This window comes from Marinobacter sp. MMG032 (assembly GCF_040112695.1).
GTDB lineage: Bacteria > Pseudomonadota > Gammaproteobacteria > Pseudomonadales > Oleiphilaceae > Marinobacter > Marinobacter salsuginis.
This window is the reverse complement of the sequence record NZ_CP157802.1, coordinates 1,246,992-1,265,677: the sequence shown is the minus strand read 5'-3', so window position 1 is coordinate 1,265,677 and position 18,686 is coordinate 1,246,992. Positions and strand designations below refer to the sequence as shown.

Here is an 18,686-nt window from a genome sequence, read left to right as displayed (position 1 = left end):
TTCCGGCCCTTTTTTTATGGCTGTTCCCAAATTCCGTATCGGTCAACCTTTACCGGCTGCTCTGCTGTTAGAATCCTCGAAAACAACAGGAGGCCATTCATGACCCGTTATCTGCTTGCCATCGATCAGGGGACAACCAGTTCCCGAGCCATTGTCTTCGACCAAACGGGAAACAGCGTTGCCAGCGATCAGCAGGAATTTCACCAGTATTTCCCCAGAGACGGCTGGGTAGAACACGATGCTCGAGAGATCTGGGACAGCACCCTGGCGGTGTGTCGTGGAGCACTCGAAAAAGCAGGCATCGAAGCCTCAGAACTGGCGGGCATTGGCATCACCAACCAGCGAGAAACAACGGTAATCTGGGACAGGGCAACTGGCGAGCCGATCTACCACGCCATTGTGTGGCAGGATCGACGAACGGCGTCCTGGTGCACCAAGCTGAAATCTGACGGCCATGAGGACATGGTTGTCGACCGTACCGGGCTGTTGATTGATCCTTACTTCTCGGCCACCAAGATAGCCTGGATCCTGGATAACGTGGAAGGCGCGCGGCGTCGGGCTGAATCCGGTGACCTGGCTTTCGGGACCGTCGACAGCTGGCTGCTCTGGAACCTGACCGATGGCAAATCCCACTGTACCGATGCCACCAATGCGTCCAGAACCGCCCTCTTCAATATTCACGAGCAAGACTGGGATGACGACCTTCTGACCCTTTTCCGTGTGCCCCGCCCCCTTTTGCCAGAGGTTTTGGACAGCTCAGCAGATTATGGCACTGCTGAAACGCGGTGGTTAGGTGCTCCGGTGATGATTGCCGGTATTGCTGGAGATCAGCACGCGGCCCTGGTAGGGCAGGCGTGCTTTAGTCCTGGCATGGCCAAAAGCACCTATGGTACCGGTTGCTTCCTTATGCTCAACACCGGCGATGACGCCGTTCGGTCCGAGAACCGGCTGCTGACGACCATGGCCTATCGCCTGAACGGCAAGCCCTGTTACGCGGTGGAGGGCAGCATTTTTGTCGCCGGTGCTGCCATGCAATGGCTGCGGGACGGGCTCAAGTTGATCTCTCACGCCAATGAATCCTCGGCCCACGCGGAGGCAGTCGGAGTCGACAATCCGGTGTACCTGGTCCCGGCGTTTACCGGTCTGGGGGCACCTCATTGGGACCCGCACGCACGCGGCGCCATTATGGGCCTGACCCGGGATACTGGAATTGGCGAGATTGTTACCGCAGGCCTTCAGTCGGTCTGTTATCAGACGAAGGATCTGGTGCGTGCGATTCAGAACGATGGTGCCCGACTTGAATCGCTGCGCGTGGATGGCGGTATGGTGGTGAACGACTGGGTGATGCAGTTTCTGGCCGACATACTGAATGTCACCGTTGATCGGCCCCGGGTAACAGAAACGACCGCTCTTGGCGCGGCCTACCTTGCGGGGCTGCAGACCGGTGTTTTCGATAGTCTTGAACAGATTTCCGGGCTGTGGGAATGCGAGCGGCAGTTCCACCCCGAAATGCGCCCGGCTCTGAGAGAATCGCTTTATGCTGGCTGGCTGGATGCCGTTGAGCGGGTCTGCAACAACTAGTTGGTGGCCTCAGGAGGTGCGTTCGAAGGCGATCAGGTGATCAGCCTCGACTCGCACCGGAACATGCTCGCCCAGATTGAAATCCAGGTGGCTGCGGAACAGGGCCTCGAATTCCGTGTCTTCGGAGCACCGGAAACGGTACAGGGTTGAAGTGCCGGCAAAGGTTTTTTCAACGACCTTTGGCTGCAGATCCGAATCAGGGTCGTGGACAATGTCATCAGGGCGGATCAGCACGTCCACCAGGGTGCCGGGCTCCCATCGGTAGGCCCGGTTACCATGGATCACGCCCAGTTCGGATTCGATAGTGTCCGGCCCGAGGGCGGTGCCCGGGATAAAGCCGCCCTGGCCGACGAAACTGGCCACGAAACGATTCGCCGGTTCATGGTAGAGGTTGTAGGGGACATCCCACTGCTGGATCCTGCCGTTCCGCAACACCGCGACCTGATCGCACATCGCGAAGGCTTCCTGCTGGTCGTGGGTGACCAAGATGGCACTGATGCCCAGAGTCTTGAGAATTTCCCGTACATCCAGGCTCAGGCGCCGGCGCAGATCCGCGTCCAGGTTGGAAAAAGGCTCATCCAGCAGGATCAGGGTCGGTTCGGGTGCCAGGGCGCGTGCCAGAGCAACCCGTTGCTGTTGGCCGCCGGATAGTTCGTGGGGGTAGTTGTCGGCCAGGTCCTGCAGGTGCACAACATTAAGCAGCTCCATGACCTTTTGGCGCTTTTCTGCCTTTTTCAGGTTGCGCAGGCCAAACCCCACGTTGTCAGCAATGGTCAGGTGTGGAAACAGCGCGTAATCCTGAAACACCATGCCGATTCGCCGTTTTTCCGGCGGTAACGTGCGCCCAGGCAGGCTGATGGTCTGTGATTGCAGGCAGATTTCGCCACCGCTGAGCGGGAGAAAACCAGCGAGGGCGCGCAGTATGGTGCTTTTGCCGCAGCCGCTGGGGCCGAGAAGGCAGCCGATGTCGCCATGACTCAGGGCAAAGCTGACGTCCTTGACCACGGAATCCCCGCCGTAACCACAGGACAGGTTATTGACCTCAAGCAGCCAGTCTGCCGGAGATTGCGCGGTTATGCTCATGAATTAGTCCAGACGATTCAGGATGAGAAATTCAAGCAGGGCTTTCTGTGCATGCAGACGGTTTTCGGCCTCGTCCCAGACCATGGACGCGGGGTGTTCCATCATATCGGCGGAGATTTCCTCGCCACGATGGGCAGGCAGACAATGCATGAAGAGCGCATCCTTATCGGCCAGAGCAAGCAGTTCCGGGTTGATCTGATAGCCACTGAATGCTTTTTCGCGAGCCTTCTGCTCGTCTTCCTGGCCCATGGAGGCCCAGACATCGGTTACCAGAAGCTGGGCGTTGCGGGCTGCCTCTGCGGGATCCCGAACGACCTTGACCCGGTCTCCGTGGTCCTTTAGCAGTGCCTCGGCCGGTTCGTAACCTTCGGGGCAGGCAATGTTCAGGTTGAAATCAAACTGGGCGGCAGCGTTGATGTATGAGTGGCACATGTTATTTCCGTCGCCGATCCAGGCCACCGTGGCACCACGGATGCTGCCACGGTGCTCACGATAAGTCTGCATGTCAGCCAGCAGCTGGCAGGGGTGGAAATCGTCGGTCAGGGCATTAATTACCGGGACCCGGGATGCTGCTGCGAACCGCTCCACGGTTTCATGGGCAAAGGTGCGGATCATCACCGCATCCACCATGCTGGATATAACGATAGCGGAGTCTTCAATAGGTTCACCGCGGCCAAGCTGCGTATCCCTGGGCGACAGGAACATTGCGGAGCCACCAAGCTGGGCCATGCCGGCTTCAAAGGACACTCTGGTTCGGGTAGACGATTTCTCGAAGATCATCGCCAGCACCCGGTTTTTCAGGGAGTCCCGAACCTTGCCTTGCCGCCACTCGTTGCGCAATGCCGAGGCATGATCAACCAGGCTTTCCAGCTCGGTGGTTGTCATGTCATTCAATGTCAGAAAATGTCTTGCCGCCATGGGATGGCCCTTATCTCAACGAACCCCGCAGCTGGCGGGATTGCCTGAACGTTGGCTGAAAAAATGGGGCATCAAGTCTAGCCCTTCGAAGCAGGTATGACAACGCTGTAACAGGGCTGGAACTGCAGGCGTTGCGCGAGGTCAAATCAAGGTGTTTGGTGAGGGGTTCGGCACCCGTGTACAATATCTCCAGGAAAATAGCCGTGTGGCAAGACTGTTCCAACAGAGGTAAATGTTCATGGATATCAATGAAACTATCAAAAGCCAGCTCGAAGAGAATCCGATCATCCTTTACATGAAGGGTAGCCCTCAGGCGCCACAGTGTGGATTCTCTGCCAAGACGGTACAGGCAGTGATGGCTTGCGGCGAGCGCTTTGCTTTTGTGAATATCCTGGATAACCAGGAGCTTCGTGAGGCCCTCAAGGTTTACTCCAGCTGGCCGACCTATCCCCAGCTCTATATCAACGGTGAGCTGGTTGGTGGTTGTGACATCGTTCTGGAAATGTCCGAGAGCGGTGAACTGGCCAAGCTTGTAAAAGAGGCCGCGAAGCAGGCAGAAGCCTGATATCGTTGCTGATCAGAGCCGTTTCGGGGTAAATAACAGTTCGACCTCGAAGCGGTTTCGGTTTTCGCCATCTTTCGGTGGCTGGGGGTAGGGGCTCGCTGCCAGAGCCGCCCGATATCCAGCTTCGTCGATAGTCCTGATACCTGTAGAACTCAGCACCTTTGCCCGGGTCAGGGCACCATTTGCCAGCAGTTGCAGTTCCACTTCCATGGCCACTGTCTCGGTCAAATCCCTTAAAGCCGGTAATCTCAGTTTTTCCAGCTCCCGTGCCAGGTGGATGGCCAACTTGACCACGTAAGGGTCCAGTTCGGCCGGCGACTCAGTGATCCGTGTTACCTTCTCGTCTGGATTTTCCGGAGTCGGCTCTGGCTCTGCACCGGCATTGGCGCTGATGCTTTTTTCGGCCGCCGGGCTTTCGGGAGAACGGGTATTAGTCTGCTCACTCGGTGTTGTGGTTTGCGGTTGATTTGTAGTGACAATCTCCGGCTTCGGAGCGGATTCGGGGCGCGGAGGATCAATCTCGAAAGGTGGAATCCTTGATGTGGTCGGGCTCGGGCTGGAGTTCTCAGGCGTATTCGCTGTGGTTTCACGAGCGCCCCGAGGTACCAGCTCGAAACGGACACTGTCCTTATGGGTGACCGCCTGTTCTTCCACGGGGGCCGGGATACCTGACAGCAGCAATGTGTGGAGGAATAGTGCCAGAGATACTGCCAACCCCAGACGGTAAGGAGCCGGCAGGACATGTGGACTGCTTTTTTCAGGCATTGGCGTCAGGCAGTCTTGCTCCGCAGGGTGCCGACGACCGCATCAAGGGCCCGGTCAATCAGCGCCCCCTGCTCAAGCAGGGTCAGCCGGCCGCGCCGCATTTCATGAGCCAGTTCAATTCGGGTTTTCTCAATAACCTTCAGCCCCATCCGGTTCACAAAGACAAAGCAGTCTGCTTCGTCAATGATGGCGGATAGCTTGCACCGGAAATTGGCGCCATTCACGAGACGGAACTCCACCCAGTTGCCGATTTCAATGCCGTCAATCTGAGCAACATATTCGGCGATCGCAGCGTCTTCCAGCTCCTGCTGGCGTTCAACCGCTGTCTGGTGAACGGTGGCAATTTCTTCCTCTGGCTCCTCAGGCGAATCCTGAAGCGCTTCGATTGCAGCGTTTGTGCGGAATGCTTCGGCCAGCTGGTGTTTGAGTTGGCCCATCATCTCATCCAGCCTGGATGAGTTATAGGACACTTCCTCCAACCCTGATCGTAGTGACTTCAGCAGGCCTGGAACAACGCGCACCCACTGGTCTCTTTCGTCATCTTCCTGGTGAGGGTGGAGGCACCAGATAAGATCGTCGACAACCTTGACGGTCGCGTTCCATCGGTGCTCCACATCGTCACGGAGATAGGCGAGAAACATCACACGACTCCAGCCATTCATCAGAATGTCGTGGATCGATTCGGGAAGCTTGTACCGCGAGACTTTTTGCTTTAACAGGTTGTCGACGGTCTGTTGAGCGGTCTGGGATTTGATTCGGCCCCGCTCTGACTCTCGGGTTCTCTGCTCCACCAGGGACGCCTTGCGGTTCTCCCGTTCGAGAAACTGTTCGAATTCCTGGTTGAGGGTTTCGAATAAGGTAACGTCACCGTCAAATTCGTTGAGAATCCTTTGCACAATGTTGTGAATCTGTCCGTAGAGTTTGTCCTTGGCTTTTTCGTCGCTGCTACTCCAGCCAATGCCTGCTCTTGCCAGGGAATTTAGAAGTCGTCTGGCTGGGTGTGTAGCCTGGCTGAAGAAGCTCTTGTCCCTGATGACCACTTTCAGGATCGGAATCTGAAGCCGGCTTATCAATACCTGAACCGGAGCCGAGAGGTTGTAGTCGTCAAGAATAAACTCGAACAACATGGAAACGAGGTTGATGAGATCTTCATCAACCTCGTTCAGCGCCGGTTTTCGGCCGTCTCCGGTATCGGACTGGGAAAGTAGTTGTTGTACCAGTTGATGAAGATCAACGCTGACCGGTTCGCCCGCACTCAGGTTGTTCTGGTCCTGCCGGGCACCAGAGAGCGGTAACGAATTGAGAAGGCTTGCCAGCTCCGCGTCGCCAATAACCCGGAAATTTGGATCCGAGGCTCGGGGCGGTATGCCTGCATTGGCGCGCTGACGCGCCAGCATCTGCCTGATCTGCTCAAAAACAGCACCACTGCCTGTTTCCGCAGCCCTCTGCGTTGCGCTGGCATCAGGGGATGGTCCTTCCTCCTTATCGCTGCTGGCAGCCTCAGATCGGGCGGCCTCGTGCTGCTTACCGGCTTTTCCGTGATACCTGAAATTCGGAATGATGCCGGCCTGAATCAGTATGCGATTGGCTTCGTCCAGAAGCATACCCAGGTTGGAGACCACGTAGCGGTCAAACTGCTTCAGCAGAATCAGGCGTTCGCGAATCTGGATTTCCAGAGCCTGTATGGCCTCAGTAAAGGCGCTGCAAAGATGTTCAGGTGCCATGGGATTCACCGGTGATTCGTCGGTGGCTTCCGGGTACACCTGGCTGAAGCGGGTCTGGAGTTGAAGCAAGGGGCCCTGAAAGTGCGCTTTCGCCTTGGTGATCATGGCGTTGAGCGCAACCTGCTCTTCCAGGTCGTCATTGCCAACCAGGGAGAGAGTATCTGCGTTGGCCTGCTTGCTCAGGTTTTCCTCTTGAAGCGGGCCGGTATGAGGGGGATTGGCGAAGTACTGGGCTACCGTGTTCTGAAAGTGCCGCTCTACACCCTTCCGTTTGATGCGTATTTCACGCATCGCTTCGAAATACCGGTTTTGTTCATTATTGCTGCGGGCATTGTTGGCCAACTCGAACAGCGAATCGTCGACGGCGTCGAAGGCGCCCTGCAGCAAATCACCGAGTCCGGCGACAACGGTGTCCCGGATGCGGGTGACCTCCGCAGGAACCGGTCTGTTACTTCCGGCTTCCCTGTGCTCGCGGAGGTAATGTATGCCGGACTGCTTGTTCATGGCAGACTCCTGTTTACGCCTCAACCGGATACATGACCGAGCGGGTAATCCTTGAATTCTCGTTATTGGTTAAATTTACCGCATTTTATCCAAAGTTAACATGACCAAACGCTAACGTGAGAGCAAATTCAAAAAAAACATGGGGTGCCGGAAAGGCACCCTCATGCAGCTTACTGACTTGCCAATGAGTTTGCGTTCAACTCACATAGACCGGGCCGATACCCATGCTCCAGATGACGACGCTGATGGCAAGCAGAGCGACAAACATTACCAGACCCACAGTCAGGACTGATGAGGCAAACATGAAGCCCTTTTCCGCGGGTATTTTCATCAGGATAGGTAAGCCTTCGTAAAGCAGGTAGACTGCGTAGGCAACAGCTACCAAGCCTGCCAGCATGTTCACCCAGATGTTCGGATAAGCGGCAATGACTCCGATCAGGAAAATGGGGGTCGCTGTGTAGGCGGCCAGGGTCACGCCTCTGGGCGTTCGCTCCGATGCGTCATAAGTGGCTGCAAAGAAATCAATGAATTTGCCCAGCACAAAGATGCCGGCAAGCATGGCCCCATAAAAAAGCATCGATAGCTGTAGCGCACTCGTCACCGACAACTTCGTAATCTGGCCGTCACCAATCTGCCAGCCTACCTGGGTTGTTCCTATGAAACCGGCAACCGCTGGAATCAGTGCTAATAACAGAATATGACCGGCGTATAGCTTTGTGACGGACTCGGATTCATTGCGGATCGCTTCCCACTCCTGGTCAGGATGGGCGAGCAGGCCAAACGTGTGTGTCAGACTCATGGACGTATTCCTTGTGATTGTTTTTGTTTCGCACGCTCCTTCAGTGTTGGTGGGGGAACAACGGGGGTCAAGCTGGCGGTTAAATTTTGATCTTTCTAGAATGTGGGGCGCTATAACCGAAGAGTCTATAGCGCCATCCGGAGGGAGGTTTCAGGGGGTTACTGTTTCAGTGACAGTGAGCGCTTTTTGCGTTTTTTCGGGTGCACAATGGCTGCTTTCACGACGTTGTCCTTGATTTGAAGAACCTCCACCCGGTGGCCGTCCACTTTCAGGCAAACGTTGGTGTCGGGGATGTTCTCAAGGGTTTCTGTGATCAGGCCATTGAGCGTTTTCGGCCCGTCCGTGGGGAGTTTCCAGCCCAGTGTCTTGTTGATCGTGCGCACCGCAGAGGTGCCATCGATAATAAAGGTTCCGTTGTCCTGCGGGATAATGTCCGGGCTGGTGGCAGCGTAGTCCGTCGTGAAGTCGCCGACGATTTCTTCAAGTATGTCCTCAAGGGTTGCCAGACCCAGCACGTCGCCGTACTCGTCTACGACAACGCCAAACCTGCGCCGACCCTTCTGGAAGTTGATCAACTGGGTGTTCAGGGGCGTGCTTTCCGGAATGAAATAGGGCTCCTGGCAAAGCTGCATGATCATGGCCTTGTTGATCTCGTCCTGCTGAAGCAGCTTCGAAGCGCTGCGCAGGTGCAGTATGCCCTGAATGTTATTGATGTCGCCCTTGTAAACCGGAAGCCGCGTGTGTTGGCTGCTGCGCAACTGTCGCAGGATCGTGTCGGTGTCATCTTCCAGGTCGATACCGACCACCTCATTGCGCGGCACCATGATGTCATTTACGGTCACTTTCTCCAGATCCAGAATGCTGACAAGCATGTCCTTATGTTTGGCTGGTATCAGGGCTCCGGCCTCGTTCACCAGGGTTCGGAGTTCTTCCCGGCTAAGGTGGTCGTTGGCGGCGTCGGCGGCGGAAACCCCCAAAAGTTTCAGTATGCCGCCGGTAAACAGATTTACGGCCCAGACGATGGGATAGAGGATTTTGAGCAGTGGCCCAAGTATGTAGCTGGCTGGAAAGGCGATTTTCTCGGGAAACAGCGCCGCCAGGGTTTTCGGGGTGACTTCCGCGAAGATCAGAATCACGATTGTCAGCAGTATGGTGGCGATGGCGATGCCGGCATCGCCCCAGACGCGAATGGCAATAACGGTTGCGATCGACGATGCAAAGATGTTGACGAAATTGTTGCCAATCAGAATTACGCCGATCAACTGGTCAGTGCGTTGCAGCAAACCCTGGGCGCGCTTGGCACCTTTGTGGCCCGTTTTGGCCATGTGTTTCAGGCGGTATCGGTTCAGGGACATCATCCCGGTTTCAGAGCTTGAGAAGAAACCGGAGAGCAGGATCAGTCCGACCAGGAGGATAAACAGCGCGGTAAGCGATGTTTCGTTCAAAAGAGGTGTCCTTATATTGCTGACAAGTAGCGAAAATAGGGTTTTGGCGAGTGTTGTGTCAAGAGAATACCGGGGGCTCCAGGTGGTCAGCCGCCGCGCTGGAAGATCAGCTCCAGCACAAACTTGCTGCCGTAAAAGGCCAGCATCAGCAGTGCGCAGCCTGCGAGTGTCCATCGGCTCGCAGTAATGCCGCGCCAGCCTTTTGTGTAACGGCCGACTAGTAGCGCCACGAAAACCAGAAGGGAGAGAATCGAGAACAGGGTCTTGTGAGCGAGGTTCTGGGCAAAAAGATCTTCTATAAAGAGGGCGCCGGTCACTATTGCCAGGATCAGCATGACAACGCCTGCCCAGACCATTTCAAACAGCAGGGACTCCATGGTCTGCAAAGGTGGCAGGTTACGAACCAGCAGGCTGTTGTAGTTGTGCTTTAGTTGGCGATTCTGGAAATAAAGAAGGACTGCTTGGATGGCCGCCAGGGTGAAGAGGCTGTAGGCTGTTACAGAAAGTGCGATGTGGGAGAGCATGCCATAGCTTTGTTCCGACACCAGTCTCGAGGGACCGTGCGTAACAAGAGCAAGAATGATGGTGAGGCCTGCCAGGGGGTAGACACCCAGGAACAGGCTCTGCACTGGCTTTTTAAGGTTGAGGCCAAGCAACAGAAACACGATCAGCCAGGAAATCAGGACCGAGCTTTTAAAAAAGCTGAAGTCGAAACCTCCGTCGTGGTGGACCGTCTGACCAATCAGAAGTCCATGGCTGGTAAGTGCGAGAACGCCGATCAGGGTGGTAATGGCGATATTGCTCTGGACCCGGCCCCTGAAATGCAGGGCCTGCAGCGCGGTACCGACGCTGTAAAGAAAAAGAGAGGTGACCGCGAGAATCAGCGTTCCCATGACTTCCTTATTAACCACTGTTCTGACTGGGGATCGGCGCAGGTTTCGGCCGATTTGACCGGGCTGGTCGTTTCAGGGCGATAGTCTGGTTATAATGTCGCGATTATGCAACTGGAATCAAGGAGTCGTCGCCGGCTCTGCCGATTCACGCACTCAATTTATCCGAGGTACGGAAGAGCAACATGTTTGAGAACCTCCAAGACCGACTTTCCGGCAGTCTGCGCAAGATTTCCGGCCAGGCGCGCCTCACTGATGACAATATAAAGGACACCCTTCGGGAAGTGCGGATGGCGCTGCTGGAGGCGGACGTCGCCCTGCCAGTTGTGAAGGACTTTGTCGAGGGCGTCCGCAAGCGTGCTATTGGTCAGGAGGTTCAGCGCAGTCTGACGCCAGGCCAGGTCTTTGTGAAAGTTGTCCAGCAGGAGCTGGAGCGAGTAATGGGCGAGGGCAACGAGTCCCTCAACCTGAATGTCCAGCCGCCGGCGGTGGTCATGATGGCCGGTCTCCAGGGTGCAGGTAAAACCACGACCGTCGCCAAGCTGTCCCGTTTCCTTAAGGAGCGACAGAAAAAATCCGTGCTTGTGGTCAGTGCAGACGTATATCGTCCTGCCGCGATCCGCCAGCTTGAAACTCTTGCTGGCGATGTTGGTGTAGAGTTCTTCCCGAGCAGTGCGGATCAGGACCCCGTGGATATTGCCGAGGGCGCCATCGCAGCGGCCAGGAAGAAGCACATTGATGTGGTGATTCTTGATACCGCCGGTCGGCTGCATGTCGATGAACAGATGATGGGCGAAATCGGCCGGTTGCATAAGGCAGTCAACCCGGTTGAGACCCTGTTTGTGGTTGACGCCATGACCGGCCAGGATGCGGCCAACACCGCCAAGGCATTTAATGATGCTCTGCCGCTGACGGGTGTGGTGCTGACCAAAACCGATGGCGATGCCCGTGGCGGCGCCGCCCTGTCTGTTCGCCACATCACCGGAAAGCCAATCAAGTTCCTGGGTGTCGGTGAAAAGTCCGACGCCCTTGAGCCGTTCTACCCGGATCGTGTCGCGTCCCGGATCCTTGGTATGGGGGACGTGCTTTCGCTGATCGAAGAGGCGGAGCGCAAGCTCGACCAGAAAAAGGCCCAGAAGCTCACCAAGAAAATCAAGAAGGGCAAGAGTTTTGACCTGGAGGATTTTCGCGATCAGCTGCAGCAGATGAAGAATATGGGTGGCATCGGTGGTTTGCTCGACAAGCTGCCGGGCATGGGGCAGATGGCTCAGATGGCGCAACAACAGGTGAATGACAAGTCCATGGGGCAGATGGAAGCCATCATCTGTTCGATGACACCTAAAGAGCGCCGTTATCCGGATGTGATCAACAATTCCCGCAAGCGTCGGATAGCCACCGGGTCCGGAACCCAGATCCAGGATGTGAATCGTCTTCTTAAACAGCATAAGCAAATGCAGAAGATGATGAAAAAGTTTGGCAAGAAGGGCGGTATGGCGAATATGATGCGCGGCATGGGTGGCATGATGCCCCCGGGCGGCGGTGGAGGCGGCGGTATGCCTCCGTTTGGCCGTATGTAAAAAGCCTTACATGGAAAACGGGGAAACAACCGGTTTTGCTGTTTTCTTTGGCGCTTTTTTAGCATAGAATAGCGCCCCTTTCGAGTATGGGTCTTCGCGTCAGCTGGTCTTCAGCAGGCGTGAATCGTACAAAGTTCGTACAACAGAACAGGATATTGGTTAAATGGTAACAATCCGTTTGGCTCGTGGTGGCTCCAAGAAGCGCCCGTTCTACCATCTGACAGTCACCGACAGCCGCAAGTCCCGCGACGGTCGTTTCATTGAGCGCGTTGGCTTCTTTAACCCGGTCGCCCGCGGCCAGGAAGAGCGCCTGCGTGTTGATCGTGACCGTGTTGAATTCTGGCTCGGTCAGGGCGCACAGACCAGTGAGCGCGTTGCACAGCTGTTGAAGGCTGCTGAGTAAGACAGCACTGACGCCGGGGTTTATGGCATGACACAGAATTCGCAGGAAACTGTGATCGGCCGGATTACCTCGGTGTTTGGGGTCAAGGGGTGGCTTAAAGTCTTCTCTTACACTGACCCCAGGGAAGGAATACTGAACTATCCCGAGTGGACGCTCGATCTGGATGGCAAACGTATTCCGGCCAAGCTTGAGGAGGGTCGCCGCCAAGGGCAGGGGATCGTCGTCAGGCTTAAAGGTATCAATGACCGTGATCTGGCTCGCACATACTGCGGTGCCGAGGTCAGGGTCTCGACAGCTGAGTTGCCGGAACTCCCTGAAGGCGAGTTTTACTGGTTTCAGTTGGAGGGCCTTGATGTGTATACGGTCGATGATGAGTGCCTTGGTAAAGTGCACCATCTCATGGAAACCGGGTCCAACGATGTTCTGGTGGGACAAGCTACGGCAGGTTCCATCGATCAACGTGAGCGTCTGATTCCGTATCTGCCGGGCGAAGTTGTCCAGAATGTTGATCTGGATTCAAAGCGCATGGTGGTGGACTGGGATCCGGAGTTCTGACGGGTGTGGATTGGCGCAGTCAGTCTGTTCCCGGAAATGTTCGGTGCGGTAACGGATTACGGGATCACGGGAAGGGCAGTCCGGGATGGTCTTCTGACCTTCCAAAGCTGGAATCCCCGTGAATTCACCCATGATCGGCATCGCACGGTAGACGACAGGCCCTATGGGGGCGGCCCTGGCATGCTGATGAAAATTCAGCCGCTCCGGGACGCGATCCGTGCGGCGCGGGAAGCAGCACCCGGCAAACCCTGTGTGGTTTATCTCTCGCCCCAGGGCGAGACTCTGGATCAGTCTGTTGTCGAGTCGCTGGCTGCTGAGCAGCAACTGATTCTGGTGGCGGGCCGGTACGAGGGTGTTGATGAGCGCCTGATAGCGACGGAAGTCGATCGGGAAGTGTCACTGGGTGATTTTGTGCTTTCCGGTGGCGAATTGGCAGCCATGGCTGTCATTGATGCGGTTACACGCCTCATCCCCGGAGCGCTGGGTCATGCGCAGTCGGCAGAGCAGGATTCTTTCGCCGACGGTTTGCTGGATTGTCCGCACTACACCCGGCCCGAAGTTTACGAAGGTCAGGCGGTGCCGGATGTTTTATTGGGCGGTCACCATGATCAGATCCGGCGTTGGCGGCTGAAACAGTCGCTGAGGCGAACCCGGGAGCGACGCCCCGACCTGCTGGAAAGGCGGGTGTTTACGGACGAAGAGCGTGAGCTGCTGGAAGAGATTTTGAACGAACCGGGTGCCTCTGAATGATCAGGGCATTAACAGATTGGGTATCAGGAGCATTACGATGAGCGGCAAGAACAACATCATCAGTCAACTTGAAGCAGAACAGATGACCAAGGAAATCCCTGCGTTTGCGCCGGGCGACACCGTGGTCGTTCAGGTTCGCGTAACCGAGGGTAACCGTGAGCGTCTGCAGGCGTTCGAGGGTGTTGTCATCGGCAAGCGTAACCGCGGCATGAATTCCTCCTTCACCGTTCGTAAGATCTCTTACGGTGTTGGTGTTGAGCGTACCTTCCAGAGCTTCTCCAAGCTGATCGACAGCATCAGCGTGAAGCGTCGTGGCGATGTTCGCCAGGCCAAGCTCTACTACCTGCGCGACCTGTCCGGTAAGGCGGCTCGCATCAAGGAAAAGCTGGGCTGATCAGCAAGGCGCTGAATCGCAGGCAGAAAAAGGCAGCCAAGGGCTGCCTTTTTTGTGTCTGGGGTTCCGCTATCCTTGCCATAGACCGTTCGAAGTCTGGGAACTTGCCATGAAAGCGGAAGATGAATCACTGATTGTGCGGTTCGTTGATGCCATCTGGCTGGAGGACGGGCTTGGCGAAAAGACGCGGCAGGCCTACCGGAGTGATTTGTCGCGATTGGCGGAATGGCTGGAAAGCCAGCCCGGTAAGCCCTCGCTGGCGGATGTTCGCCGAACCGACCTTCTGGCCTGGATGTCGCGGGGGTTGGCCGAAGGAGTCAAGAGCTCCACAGCAGCCCGGCGGCTGTCCGGGCTGCGGCGCTTTTACCGCTTTCTGCTGCGCGAAGGGCTGATCGCTGAAGATCCGACCCTCAGGATCGACAGCCCGAGGTTACCCCGACGTCTTCCGGATTCTCTGACCGAGGAAGAGGTGGATGCACTGCTTTCCGAACCGGACCCGAATATTGCCATCGAACTTCGGGACAAAGCCATGCTCGAGATACTTTATGGTTGTGGTCTGAGGGTCTCCGAGCTGACAGAGTTGCGGGTTGATCAGGTAAACCTGCGCCAGGGCGTCATTCGGATCACCGGCAAGGGTGACAAGGAGCGACTTGTGCCCCTGGGAGAGGAGGCGGTGGACTGGCTGCTAAAGTACATGAAGAGTGCCCGCCCGGAGCTTCTGAAAGGCCGCTCCTGTGATGCGCTGTTTCCCGGCAATCGGGCGGCGGCGATGACCCGCCAGACATTCTGGCACCGCATCAAGCATTACGCCGTGCGGGTTGGTATTCGCAAGCATCTGTCCCCCCACACGCTCAGGCATGCCTTTGCCACGCATCTGCTCAATCATGGCGCGGATCTGCGGGTTGTCCAGATGCTTCTTGGGCACTCGGACCTGTCAACGACCCAGATCTATACCCATGTGGCTCGTCAGCGGCTTCAGTCGCTGCATCAGGCTCATCATCCCAGGGGGTGACAGGCCGACTGGTTGCCCTGCCGGAGGTGAACTTTCCTTTTATGAGCTTGTCGCATTGAATTGATTCCCGGCCTGTGCCAATACTGCCCGGGTTCTTTAACTGATCTCTGAAAAAGGTTGTTTGTCAGAATGAATATTAAACATGCGGTCGTGGCGCTTACCTTCAGTTTCGGCTCACTTGGTATGGCGAATGTCAGTGCCGGTGAAGTCGAAGACCGGATTTCCGAGCGCCTGACCCAGGCCGTCCCGGGCCTTCAGGTGATGTCGGTGAAAGAGTCCGAGGCAAAGGGGCTCTATGAGGTTCAGAGCAACAATGGCGACACGATATACGCGACCGAGGATGGCCAGTATCTGATGACGGGGGATCTTCTGAAGATCACCGAGCAGGGCATTGCCAATGTCACCGAGGCAGCTCGCACTGAGGCCCGTCGCGAAATGATGGCGGACTTTGGTGATAAGGGAGTCATCAGCTTCCCCGCCAAGAACGAAAAAGCCGTCGTGAGTGTGTTCACCGACATCGACTGCCCATACTGCAGGAAGCTGCATGACGAGGTGCCTCAGCTGAACGATTACGGCATTACCGTCAATTACTATGGGTTTCCCCGGTCCGGTCCCAACACTGCGTCTTTCAGGAAGTACGAGTCGGTCTGGTGTGCTGATGATCAGCAGGCTGCCATGAACGCGGCCAAGGCTGGTCAACAGGTGGCCGATGCAAGCTGTGAAAACCCCGTTCGTGAGCAGTTTGAGCTGGGTGGTCGAGTTGGCGTAACCGGTACGCCTGCCATTGTACTGGAAGACGGCAACATGGTGCGGGGCTATGTTCCGGCGCAGCGATTGGCTGAAGGACTGGGCTTGCTCTGACAACCTTCCGGATCCATTGTCCGGGCTGCGTCACAGGGTATTTTCTCTGGATCCGATTCGGGGCTTATTCAGTGGGGCCTGAATCGGTATACTATGCCCGCCTAATATAATTCATCAGCACCCCTTCGGGATCAGAGGTGAGAGTTTGAAAGACGTCAGTGTCGGAATCTGCGGATTGGGAACCGTCGGCGGCGGTACCTTTAATGTCTTGACCCGCAACGCCAGGCTGATTGCCGGCCGGGCCGGGTGCAATATCCGGATCACCCGGATTGCCAGTCGACGGGCCCGCGAGGATATGGACCTCGGGGACGTGCCTTTCAGCACCGACATTTATGACGTGGTGAACGATCCCGGTGTCGATATCGTGGTCGAGCTGATCGGTGGCTATGACGCCGCGCGGGAGCTGGTACTCGCGGCCATCCGCAATGGCAAGCACGTGGTGACTGCCAACAAGGCCCTGATCGCCGTCCACGGCAATGAAATCTTTGAAGCGGCCGAGAAAGCTGGCGTTGTGGTGGCCTACGAGGCAGGTGTTGCCGGTGGCATTCCGGTCATCAAGGCCGTACGTGAAGGCATGGCGGCGAACCGCATTGACTGGATTGCCGGCATTATCAACGGTACCGGTAACTACATTCTGACGGAAATGCGTGCCGGTCGGGAATTTTCCGAGGTTCTCAAGGAAGCCCAGGACCTGGGTTATGCGGAAGCGGATCCGACCTTTGATGTTGAGGGGATCGACGCCGCCCACAAACTGACCATTCTGGCATCCGCCGGTTTCGGTGTGCCCCTGCAATTCGAGAAGGGCTTTACCGAGGGGATCTCCAAGATTACCCCTTACGATATTGCCCATGCCGAGTTATTGGGTTACCGCATCAAGCACCTCGGTATTGCCCGCCGTCGGGATGATGGTATTGAACTTCGGGTTCATCCGACCCTGGTGCCCCAGAGCCACCTGATCGCCCAGGTTGACGGCGTGCTGAATGCAGTCCTGGTAGACGGCGATGCCGTTGGCCAGACCATGTATTACGGCCCTGGCGCCGGTGATGAGGCCACTGCCTCAGCGGTTATCGCAGATATCGTTGATGTCGCCCGTGCCGTAGCAACAGAAAGCAACCTGCGGGTGCCATACCTTGGGTTCTCACCGGAGGCCATGGAAGAGCTGGACGTGCTCTCCATGGAAGACATCCAGTCGGCGTACTACTTGCGAATTACCGCTCTTGATCGTCCGGGTGTGCTGGCCAAGATTGCCTCCATCCTGAGTGAACACGGCATCAATATCGAGTCGATCATGCAGAAGGAATCCGAACTGAAAGACGGTCGGATTCCGGTGATCATCCTGACTCACACCGTTCAGGAACGGCAGATCAACCGTGCGATTGAAGAGCTGGAAGCCCTGTCCGATACCGATGGCCAGGTTGTCCGCATCCGCGCCGAAAACTTCAACTGACAGGTACGAACGTGAGATACATCAGTACGCGGGGTGAAGCGCCCGCACTGGGTTTTGAAGACGTATTGCTGACGGGCCTTGCCACCGATGGCGGGCTTTACGTTCCCGAATCCCTGCCGCATTTCAGTCTGGAGGAAATCCGTAGCTGGCGTGGGCTCCCATACAGTGAGCTGGCCTTCAAGGTCATGCATCCGTTCGTGGACGACGCCATCCCGGCAGACGACTTCCGCAAGATGCTGGATGAGACCTATTCGGTCTTTGCCCATAAGGCAGTCGCTCCGCTGGTTCAGCTGGATACCAACGAGTGGGTGATGGAGCTTTTCCGCGGCCCGACCCTGGCGTTCAAGGACTTTGCACTGCAGCTGCTCGGCCGCCTGCTGGACTACGTGTTGGAAAAACGCAAGCAGCACGTGGTGATCATGGGGGCGACTTCCGGTGACACCGGCTCCGCTGCAATCGAAGGTTGCCGCCGGTGCGAGCATGTGGATATTTTCATCCTGCATCCGCACCAGCGCGTCTCTGAAGTCCAACGCCGCCAGATGACCACCGTTCAGGGTGACAACATCCACAACATTGCGGTGCGTGGCAACTTCGATGACTGCCAGCGCATGGTAAAAGAAAGTTTCGGCAACCAGTCGTTCCTGGGCGGAAAAACCCAGCTGGCCGCCGTGAACTCCATCAACTGGGCCCGGATCATGGCCCAGATTGTTTACTACTTCCATGCGTCCCTCGCCCTGGGTGGGCCGGATCGCAGCATGGCGTTCTCCGTTCCAACTGGAAACTTCGGGGACATCTTTGCCGGCTATCTGGCGAAGAAGATGGGGCTGCCGATCTCACAGCTGGTGATTGCCACCAATCGCAACGATATCCTGCACCGCTTCATGAGCGGCAACAAATACGAGCAGCATCAGCTCGAGCACACGTTGTCACCCAGCATGGATATCATGGTGTCCAGCAACTTCGAGCGCCTGCTGTTTGATCTGCATGGTCGCGATGGGCTGGCTGTGAAGACCCTGCTGGAAAATGCAGCCAAAGGCCCGGTCAGCATTGAAGATTACCGCTGGAAACACGCCCGGAAGCTGTTCGACAGCGACGCGGTGGACGACAAGACCACCTGTGACACCATCCGCGAGATCTACGAGCAGAACGAGTATCTGCTGGATCCCCACACCGCCATCGGGGTGCGCGCTGCGCGCAATTGCCGCCGAGATCCGGCGGTACCGATGATCACCCTGGGTACTGCGCACCCGGCCAAGTTCCCGGATGCAGTAGCCGAGTCCGGCTTGACTGTGGAGCCGCCTCTGCCAGCTCACATGGCTGACCTGTTCGAACGGGAAGAGCGCTACACGGTGCTGGATAACGACATCTCCGGGGTTCAGGAGTTTATTGCCAAGCACTGGAAAAACGCCTGAT

18 protein-coding genes are annotated in these 18,686 nt (G+C 56.5%); 11 read left to right on the top strand and 7 right to left on the bottom strand.

What is annotated here, in order from left to right; translation table 11 throughout:
• Window positions 1-99 precede the first annotated feature (99 nt).
• Window positions 100-1,581, top strand: a complete 1,482-nt coding sequence (glpK, locus tag ABNF92_RS05835; protein ID WP_136631311.1) for a glycerol kinase GlpK — start codon at window positions 100-102, stop codon at window positions 1,579-1,581.
• A 9-nt stretch (window positions 1,582-1,590) separates the two neighbouring features.
• Here glpK and ABNF92_RS05830 read toward each other — a convergent pair whose 3' ends face one another.
• Together ABNF92_RS05830 and argF are read right to left on the bottom strand one after the other, a co-directional pair.
• A complete protein-coding gene (locus tag ABNF92_RS05830; RefSeq protein ID WP_136631310.1) occupies window positions 1,591-2,664 on the bottom strand; it encodes an ABC transporter ATP-binding protein in 1,074 nt (357 codons plus the stop codon).
• Window positions 2,665-2,667: 3 nt separating this feature from the next.
• Entirely contained in the window at window positions 2,668-3,582 is a 915-nt protein-coding gene (argF, locus tag ABNF92_RS05825) for an ornithine carbamoyltransferase (protein WP_349343711.1), read from the bottom strand.
• Between the two features lie 238 nt (window positions 3,583-3,820).
• On the opposite strand from argF, the gene grxD reads away from it, so the two are divergent.
• Complete coding sequence (gene grxD / locus ABNF92_RS05820; RefSeq protein WP_008176261.1) at window positions 3,821-4,147, top strand: Grx4 family monothiol glutaredoxin; 327 nt, start codon at window positions 3,821-3,823, stop codon at window positions 4,145-4,147.
• A gap of 12 nt (window positions 4,148-4,159) precedes the next feature.
• Here grxD and ABNF92_RS05815 read toward each other — a convergent pair whose 3' ends face one another.
• The 5 genes from ABNF92_RS05815 to ccsA all read right to left on the bottom strand — a co-directional run bounded on the left by ABNF92_RS05815 (window position 4,160) and on the right by ccsA (window position 10,277).
• Window positions 4,160-4,912: an energy transducer TonB gene (locus ABNF92_RS05815; protein WP_349343710.1), complete on the bottom strand. Its 753-nt coding sequence runs from the start codon at window positions 4,910-4,912 to the stop codon at window positions 4,160-4,162.
• Window positions 4,913-4,917: 5 nt separating this feature from the next.
• Complete coding sequence (locus ABNF92_RS05810) at window positions 4,918-7,140, bottom strand: DUF1631 domain-containing protein (protein ID WP_349343709.1); 2,223 nt, start codon at window positions 7,138-7,140, stop codon at window positions 4,918-4,920.
• 196 nt (window positions 7,141-7,336) lie between these two features.
• Window positions 7,337-7,939, bottom strand: a complete 603-nt coding sequence (locus ABNF92_RS05805; RefSeq protein WP_209398750.1) for a Yip1 family protein — start codon at window positions 7,937-7,939, stop codon at window positions 7,337-7,339.
• A 158-nt stretch (window positions 7,940-8,097) separates the two neighbouring features.
• Complete coding sequence (locus ABNF92_RS05800; protein ID WP_064227101.1) at window positions 8,098-9,384, bottom strand: HlyC/CorC family transporter; 1,287 nt, start codon at window positions 9,382-9,384, stop codon at window positions 8,098-8,100.
• Window positions 9,385-9,470: 86 nt separating this feature from the next.
• Window positions 9,471-10,277 carry a cytochrome c biogenesis protein CcsA gene (gene ccsA / locus ABNF92_RS05795; protein ID WP_349343708.1) on the bottom strand — a complete coding sequence of 269 codons (807 nt, stop codon included), beginning with the start codon at window positions 10,275-10,277 and terminating at the stop codon, window positions 9,471-9,473.
• 182 nt (window positions 10,278-10,459) lie between these two features.
• Here ccsA and ffh point away from each other — a divergent pair, with 182 nt between their 5' ends.
• The 9 genes from ffh to thrC all read left to right on the top strand — a co-directional run bounded on the left by ffh (window position 10,460) and on the right by thrC (window position 18,685).
• A complete protein-coding gene (ffh, locus tag ABNF92_RS05790; RefSeq protein ID WP_349343707.1) occupies window positions 10,460-11,851 on the top strand; it encodes a signal recognition particle protein in 1,392 nt (463 codons plus the stop codon).
• A gap of 163 nt (window positions 11,852-12,014) precedes the next feature.
• Window positions 12,015-12,254, top strand: a complete 240-nt coding sequence (gene rpsP, locus ABNF92_RS05785; protein WP_069184097.1) for a 30S ribosomal protein S16 — start codon at window positions 12,015-12,017, stop codon at window positions 12,252-12,254.
• A 27-nt stretch (window positions 12,255-12,281) separates the two neighbouring features.
• Window positions 12,282-12,809 carry a ribosome maturation factor RimM gene (gene rimM / locus ABNF92_RS05780; protein WP_349343706.1) on the top strand — a complete coding sequence of 176 codons (528 nt, stop codon included), beginning with the start codon at window positions 12,282-12,284 and terminating at the stop codon, window positions 12,807-12,809.
• 3 nt (window positions 12,810-12,812) lie between these two features.
• Window positions 12,813-13,559, top strand: coding sequence for a tRNA (guanosine(37)-N1)-methyltransferase TrmD (gene trmD / locus ABNF92_RS05775; protein ID WP_069184099.1), 747 nt, complete (start codon window positions 12,813-12,815; stop codon window positions 13,557-13,559).
• A gap of 37 nt (window positions 13,560-13,596) precedes the next feature.
• Window positions 13,597-13,953 (top strand): 50S ribosomal protein L19, encoded by a 357-nt coding sequence (rplS, locus tag ABNF92_RS05770; protein WP_048495327.1) that lies wholly within the window; start codon window positions 13,597-13,599, stop codon window positions 13,951-13,953.
• Between the two features lie 109 nt (window positions 13,954-14,062).
• Window positions 14,063-14,965, top strand: a complete 903-nt coding sequence (gene xerD, locus ABNF92_RS05765; protein ID WP_069184100.1) for a site-specific tyrosine recombinase XerD — start codon at window positions 14,063-14,065, stop codon at window positions 14,963-14,965.
• A 183-nt stretch (window positions 14,966-15,148) separates the two neighbouring features.
• A complete protein-coding gene (locus ABNF92_RS05760; protein ID WP_228290138.1) occupies window positions 15,149-15,826 on the top strand; it encodes a DsbC family protein in 678 nt (225 codons plus the stop codon).
• A gap of 145 nt (window positions 15,827-15,971) precedes the next feature.
• Window positions 15,972-17,273, top strand: coding sequence for a homoserine dehydrogenase (locus ABNF92_RS05755; protein WP_136629332.1), 1,302 nt, complete (start codon window positions 15,972-15,974; stop codon window positions 17,271-17,273).
• A gap of 11 nt (window positions 17,274-17,284) precedes the next feature.
• Window positions 17,285-18,685 (top strand): threonine synthase, encoded by a 1,401-nt coding sequence (gene thrC / locus ABNF92_RS05750; protein ID WP_069184103.1) that lies wholly within the window; start codon window positions 17,285-17,287, stop codon window positions 18,683-18,685.
• Window position 18,686: the final 1 nt, after the last annotated feature.